General features: G+C 64.7%; 7 protein-coding genes. 3 read left to right on the top strand and 4 right to left on the bottom strand.

From position 1 onward, the window contains the following. The 3 genes from X803_RS21495 to fabF form a co-directional block, all read left to right on the top strand. On the top strand, nucleotides 1-718 hold a 718-nt coding region (locus tag X803_RS21495), incomplete at its 5' end, for a 3-oxoacyl-[acyl-carrier-protein] synthase III C-terminal domain-containing protein (protein WP_035778506.1). Nucleotides 719-795: 77 nt separating this feature from the next. Further along, nucleotides 796-1,041, top strand: a complete 246-nt coding sequence (locus X803_RS0109890; protein ID WP_026545017.1) for an acyl carrier protein — start codon at nucleotides 796-798, stop codon at nucleotides 1,039-1,041. An 88-nt stretch (nucleotides 1,042-1,129) separates the two neighbouring features. Continuing rightward, the gene (gene fabF / locus X803_RS0109885; RefSeq protein WP_026545016.1) at nucleotides 1,130-2,365 is read left to right on the top strand and encodes a beta-ketoacyl-ACP synthase II; all 1,236 of its coding nucleotides are present in this window, start codon (nucleotides 1,130-1,132) and stop codon (nucleotides 2,363-2,365) included. Nucleotides 2,366-2,441: 76 nt separating this feature from the next. Here the strand turns inward: fabF and X803_RS0109880 are convergent, their stop codons facing one another. The 4 genes from X803_RS0109880 to dprA all read right to left on the bottom strand — a co-directional run. Beyond that, nucleotides 2,442-2,945, bottom strand: coding sequence for a DUF3145 domain-containing protein (locus X803_RS0109880; protein WP_026545015.1), 504 nt, complete (start codon nucleotides 2,943-2,945; stop codon nucleotides 2,442-2,444). Between the two features lie 169 nt (nucleotides 2,946-3,114). Next, nucleotides 3,115-4,053: a tyrosine recombinase XerC gene (locus tag X803_RS0109875; protein ID WP_035778504.1), complete on the bottom strand. Its 939-nt coding sequence runs from the start codon at nucleotides 4,051-4,053 to the stop codon at nucleotides 3,115-3,117. Between the two features lie 164 nt (nucleotides 4,054-4,217). Next, nucleotides 4,218-4,784: a methylated-DNA--[protein]-cysteine S-methyltransferase gene (locus X803_RS22540; RefSeq protein WP_026545013.1), complete on the bottom strand. Its 567-nt coding sequence runs from the start codon at nucleotides 4,782-4,784 to the stop codon at nucleotides 4,218-4,220. 121 nt (nucleotides 4,785-4,905) lie between these two features. Continuing rightward, the coding region (dprA, locus tag X803_RS19055; protein WP_035778503.1) for a DNA-processing protein DprA at nucleotides 4,906-6,004 on the bottom strand (1,099 nt) is incomplete at its 5' end.

Below are 6,004 nucleotides of genomic sequence, written 5' to 3'. Positions count from 1 at the left end.
GCCGGCACCTGCCTACGATATTTCAGCGGCCTGCGCCGGGTACTGCTACGGGATCGCGCAGGCCGACGCCCTGGTCCATGCAGGAACGGCCGACTACGTGCTCGTGGTCGGTGTCGAGAAGTTGTCGGATTTCATTGACAACACCGAGCGCACCATTTCCTTCCTGCTCGGTGACGGAGCCGGTGCCGTCATCATCGGTCCGTCCGACTCACCCGGGATCGGTCCATCCGTCTGGGGATCGGACGGCAGCAAGCACGAATCCATCCGCATGACGCATTCGCTGCTCGACGTCCGGGACCTTTCGCTCGCTGCACTCGCGGAAGGACCGGAGGCCCTGTCCTCAGCCGCGGAATCCGCCATCTGGCCGACTATGCTTCAGGATGGACCCACCGTCTTCAGATGGGCTGTGTGGGAGATGGCGAAAGTGGCACAGCAGGCCCTGGACGCTGCAGGAATCCGGGCCGAAGATCTCGTCGCCTTCGTGCCGCATCAGGCGAACATCCGCATCATCGATGAAATGGTCAAGCAGTTGGGCCTGCCCGAGCATGTGGCGGTGGCTCGGGACATTGTCGACGCGGGAAATACGTCGGCAGCCTCGATTCCTCTGGCAATGCACCGCCTCCTCGCGGAGAATCCCGGACTCAGCGGCGGCCTCGCCCTGCAGATCGGGTTCGGTGCCGGGCTTGTGTTCGGCGCCCAGGTAGTTGTTCTCCCCTAGTTTTCCGCTTCGGGCCGCACTCCGCGGCTCGATCGAACCGATCCGGTACTTACCGGGACACAAGAAAAGGAGCCACCATGGCTAGCAACGAAGAGATTCTCGCAGGACTGGCAGAAATCGTTAACGAAGAGACCGGCCTCGCGCCCGAATCCGTGGAGATGGACAAGTCCTTCACCGACGACCTGGACATCGACTCCATCTCCATGATGACCATCGTGGTCAATGCCGAAGAGAAGTTCGGCGTGCGCATCCCCGACGAGGAAGTCAAGAACCTCAAGACCGTCGGCGACGCAGTTGAGTTCATCGCCAAGTCACAGTCTTAGCGTGGACGCGGCGATGGCAGCTACGGTCATCGCCGCTCCATCAGCTCACCTTCCACACGGAAACAACGACGCATCGAAAGAGTGAACCATGGCACGCAAAGTAGTCATTACCGGCTTGGGCGCCACGACACCCATCGGCGGCGATGTTCCCACCATGTGGGAGAACGCGCTGAAGGGCGTTTCCGGCGCCCGCACCATCGAAGCGGACTGGGTTGCTGAATTTGAGCTTCCGGTCACCTTTGCCGCGCAGGTATCGACGCCTGCCAGCGAGGTCCTGACCCGGGTCGAAGCCAAGCGAATGGATCCCTCCACCCAGTTCGCGGTGATAGCGGCCCGGGAAGCCTGGCGGGACTCCGGAATCGAGGAGGTCGACCATGACCGGTTGGCGGTGGCATTCGCCACCGGTATCGGCGGCGTCTGGACGCTGCTGGACGCCTGGGACACGCTGAAGGCAAAGGGCCCGCGTCGGGTTCTTCCGATGACGGTCCCCATGCTGATGCCCAATGGTCCGGCGGCCGCAGTCAGCCTTGATCTTGGAGCACGCGCCGGCGCGCACACACCGGTTTCGGCCTGTGCCTCCGGCACCGAGGCGCTCCACCTCGGACTGGATCTGATCAGGTCCGGCAAGGCCGACGTCGTGATGTGCGGTGGCGCTGAAGCAGCGATCCATCCGATGCCGATCGCGGCCTTTGCTGCCATGCAGGCCTTGTCCCGCCGCAATGATGACCCTGAGCATGCCTCTCGCCCATACGACATCGACCGGGACGGTTTTGTGATGGGTGAGGGGGCCGGTGCCCTTCTGCTCGAGGCGGAGGAACATGCCCTCGCCCGCGGCGCGCGGATTTATGGTGAACTCGCCGGTACCTCCGTAACGGCAGACGCCTACCACATCACAGCCCCGGACCCCGAGGGACTCGGCGCAACCCGTGCACTCAAGGCCGCAATGTTTGACGCGCGCGTGCAGGCGTCCGATGTTGTTCACGTGAATGCACATGCGACCTCCACCCCGGTAGGTGACCAGCCGGAATACGTTGCTCTCAAGACGGCACTCGGCAGCCAGGTTGACTCGGTGGCCGTCTCGGCGACGAAGTCGCAGACCGGTCACCTGCTCGGTGCATCCGGTGCGGTGGAAGCCGTCATGACTGTGCTGGCTGTTCATGAACGTCGGGCCCCGGTGACCATCAACCTTGAGAACCAGGACCCGCAGATCCCGCTGGACGTAGTGACCTCGGCACGTGACCTTCCGGCGGGCGATATCGTCGCGTTGAGCAACTCGTTCGGGTTCGGTGGCCACAATGCGGTCATAGTGGTGAAGAACGTCTAACCGGCTCTCCCGGAACACACGCTGGAGGCCGGGTACCTGAGGGTACCCGGCCTCCTTCAGCGTTTCAGGGCTGTGGTCAGCCGACCTGGTGCAGCCAGCGAACGGGGGCACCCTCTCCCGCGTGCCGGAAGGGCTCCAGTTCCTCGTCCCAGGACTCGCCCAGCGCCAGGGACAGCTCATGGTAGACCGCGGCCGGGTCTCCGGCTCCCGCCTCATAGGCGTAACGGATGCGGTCCTCGGAAATCATCACGTTGCCGTGTACGTCGGTCGTAGCGTGGAAGATTCCCAGCTCGGGGGTGTGCGACCAGCGCCCGCCGTCCGCCCCTGCGCTCTGCTCCTCGGTGACCTCGTAGCGCAGGTGCGCCCAACCGCGCAGCGCGGAAGCCAGCTTCGCTCCGGATCCCTGAGCGGCAACCCAGGACAATTCGGAGCGGAACATTCCGGGCGCGGCGGGCTGCGGCGACCACTGCAGGTCGAGTCGCTGATCAATCACCGATCCGACGGCCCACTCGATATGAGGGCACAACGCAGAAGGGGCTGAGTGTATATACAAAACACCACGCGCCATCACAACAGACATTCCATCCTCCATAGCTGTAGGTACGTCTTCCCCAACGACCTTCAACTATCGGCGTACTGTCCCGTTATTGTTTGGATGTGGTGTGCTCAGTCCACGGGGTAACAAGGAACATTCTGCCCCATGAACGCAAATCGCGCCACTGTAATTACCTGCGCCGGATTCCGTGCGTTCATGCCCGCGGGTGCGCCTGCTCATAACTGCGCCGAAGCCGGTCCACCGATACATGGGTGTAGAGCTGCGTTGTCGCAAGGCTCCGGTGCCCGAGAAGCTCCTGAACGGCGCGCAGGTCTGCTCCTCCGTCGAGCAGGTGGGTTGCCGCGGTATGGCGCAGGGCATGGGGGCCCGTGGCACCGGTGCCGTCGACGCCGGCGAGATGCCGCTCCACGACGGACCGTGCCTGGCGCTGGTCCAGGCGGCGCCCGCGGGGACCAAGGAACAGTGCAGCGCCGCTGTCGGGCTTGACCCAACGCGTTCTTCCCCTGCCGATCCAGTCGTTCAGTGCCTGGGCGGCAGGCACACCATACGGTACGGTGCGTTCCTTGTTGCCCTTGCCCAGCACACGCACCATACGGCGGTCATGGTCCAGATCATCGAGGTCAAGGCCGACCAGCTCCCCGACGCGGATCCCCGATCCGTAGAGCAGCTCGAGGAGAGCCCGGGCGCGTAGCGCTTGCGGGTCGCCTCCTACCGCCGCGTCCTGCGCGGCAGCGAGCAGCGGCTCCAGCTGGGATACCGAGAGGACATCGGGAAGCCCGTTGCGGCGACGAGGGGCTTTCAGGCGTAATGCGGGATTCTCTGCCAGATGACCCTCGCGGGTTGCCCAGGCGAGGAAGTTCCGCACCGTTGCTGCGCGGCGGGCGATGGTGGCACGTGAGAGCCCCTGCTGGTCCAGTGAGCCGAGCCAGGACCGGAGGCACGTCAGATCCAGCCCCGCAAGGGTGGCGATACCAAGGGAAGCTGAGAACGCCGCGAAATTCTCAAGGTCGCCCTGGTAAGCGCGCACAGTGTGGACGGAGCGATTACGTTCGCGTTCCAGATAGCGGATGAACCCTTCGGATTCGTTGGCGAACGGGAGGGTGGGTCGGTTCCCCCCTCGCCGTTCTCTCATCCGTTGCTCCCGATCCATCAATGGCTTCCCTGCGCTTGGTCCGCCCCGCCTGAAGCTACTGTGCGCCAGTGTGGGTGTCCGATCAAGGAGCCACACCGCCGCGCGCTTCAGGAAGCCGTGTGCTGGACGGGTGAAGGGGAGGCGGACGGCGCCGGGCCATTTGCCTACGCGGCCATCTCGGCCACCGCCGATTCCAGTTCGAGCAGCGAGCGCTTGACGGCAACGCCGGCGGCGTAGCCGGTAATGGCACCGCCTGCCCCCACAACCCGATGTCCCGGAATAACGATTGACAACGGGTTGGCGCGTACCGCTGCCCCCACTGCACGGCCCATGGCGTGATTTCCGAGAGCGCCGGCGACCTCCTTGTACGTACGACGTTCACCGTAGGGGATCTCCGCGACGGCGGCCCAGACCTTGCGCTGGAACTCGGTTCCACCCACCAGGTTGTAGCTGAGCGGCGGAGCCATCACGCCACGAAAGTACCCGCGCAGCCACTCCTCCGTTGACTGGAACACTGCAGAGGCAGCATCCGGGTCGCTAGTAGCGGGAGAGTCATTCGAGGCGACCTCTGAGGGCTGGTCATTGGGGAGTTCCTCGTCAGCGGGCAGCCCGAGAATAACCGGCGAGGGCTCGGGCGAGTGATACTCGTGATAGACGCCGACGAGGTCCTGATCTCTGGCTACGAGTACGAGTCCCCCGACCGGGCTGTCGATGATCTTGAAGGTGTTCATGGTGGATATCCCTTTCATGTGTCTGCTTCCGGGTGGTGCGCTGTGAATGTTCAGGGGTGTGCAGGTTCGGGCTGCCCTCTGTTGGTGGCCCATCAGCCCGGGGAGCCGGATTACGGGCTGGTCATCGCGGCCGTTTACGCCAGCCGCCGCCGTCACCGCGCTGCGCAAGGCCGTCAGTCTCCAGCCGGCCCAGCCCGGCCAGGACGCCGGCAATACTCAGGCCGGCAACGGATGCGAGCTTGTCCACGGTCGAGGATGCGCGAACAGGCAGGGCGTCGAGCAGCAACAGATCCTCCACCGTCAAGCCGTCATGCAGGGCCGGTACGACAGCACGCTCTTGTACCGCTTCGACAGCAAGGGGGCCGGCGAGTTCCGCCACCTCCGCAGCATCGGTGACGCAGACGGCGCTGCCGTCGCGGAGCAGTCTGTGGCAGCCAGCCGAATTGGGGGACTGGACAGAACCCGGAACGGCTCCAACGGAGCGTCCAATGCCAGCGGCGTGATGCGCGGTATTGAGGGCCCCCGAGCGCCACCGCGCCTCGACGACCACTGTGACGGCGCTGAGCGCCGCAATGAGTCGATTTCGCTGGAGAAATCGGTATCTCGAAGCTGACGAGCCGGGGGGTACCTCTGAAATCAGTTGTCCGCGCTGGGCAATATTCCGGAGCAGGCCCTCGTTTCCGGCTGGATAGTATCGGTCGATGCCGCAGGCCAGCACTGCCAGCGTGGGCAGCGGATTGTCCTCGGCGGCGATTTTCAGCGCCGCCCGGTGGGCGCATGCGTCGATTCCAAAAGCGCCGCCTGACACCACCGTGAAACCGCGTCCGACCAGCCCCGAGGCCAGGGCACCCGTCACGTTCTCCCCGTAGCTCGTGCTGTCGCGTGAGCCGACGATCGACACCACCCGGTTCTGCGGCGGAATTGGCACCGGATTTTCGCCTCGGACCCATAGGCACAGGGGTTCGCTGAGCTGGAGGTCCGCCAGCGCCGTAGGCCACCAGTCCGATTCCGGGGTAAGCAGGGTGCCCCCGAAGCGGCGGACCGTTTCCAGGTCCCTCAACGGTGCGAGTGTGTCCCAGCGCGCACTCCAGCGGGTGATGGCTTCCGTCAGCGCGTCCCGTCGCATCTCATGGCCATGGCTCTCCAGGACGTCAAAAAGCGCCCGCTGAACGCTCGGACCGGCGGACGAAACGCCGGTGGCGATCCGGTACGCTTCGACA

The organism is Arthrobacter sp. 35/47 (assembly GCF_000520475.1).
In the GTDB taxonomy this organism is placed as follows: domain Bacteria; phylum Actinomycetota; class Actinomycetes; order Actinomycetales; family Micrococcaceae; genus Arthrobacter_D; species Arthrobacter_D subterraneus.
The sequence above is the reverse complement of the archived record's forward strand: the minus strand, read 5'-3'. Positions and strand labels throughout refer to the sequence as shown.

Bases quoted from the DNA above. Each gene is read 5' to 3' on its own strand.
- X803_RS0109890 (WP_026545017.1), top strand. From the start codon at position 796: ATGGCTAGCAACGAAGAGATTCTCGCAGGACTGGCAGAAATCGTTAAC.
- fabF (WP_026545016.1), top strand. From the start codon at position 1,130: ATGGCACGCAAAGTAGTCATTACCGGCTTGGGCGCCACGACACCCATC.
- X803_RS0109880 (WP_026545015.1), bottom strand. From the start codon at position 2,945: ATGTCTGTTGTGATGGCGCGTGGTGTTTTGTATATACACTCAGCCCCT.
- X803_RS0109875 (WP_035778504.1), bottom strand. From the start codon at position 4,053: ATGAGAGAACGGCGAGGGGGGAACCGACCCACCCTCCCGTTCGCCAAC.
- X803_RS22540 (WP_026545013.1), bottom strand. From the start codon at position 4,784: ATGAACACCTTCAAGATCATCGACAGCCCGGTCGGGGGACTCGTACTC.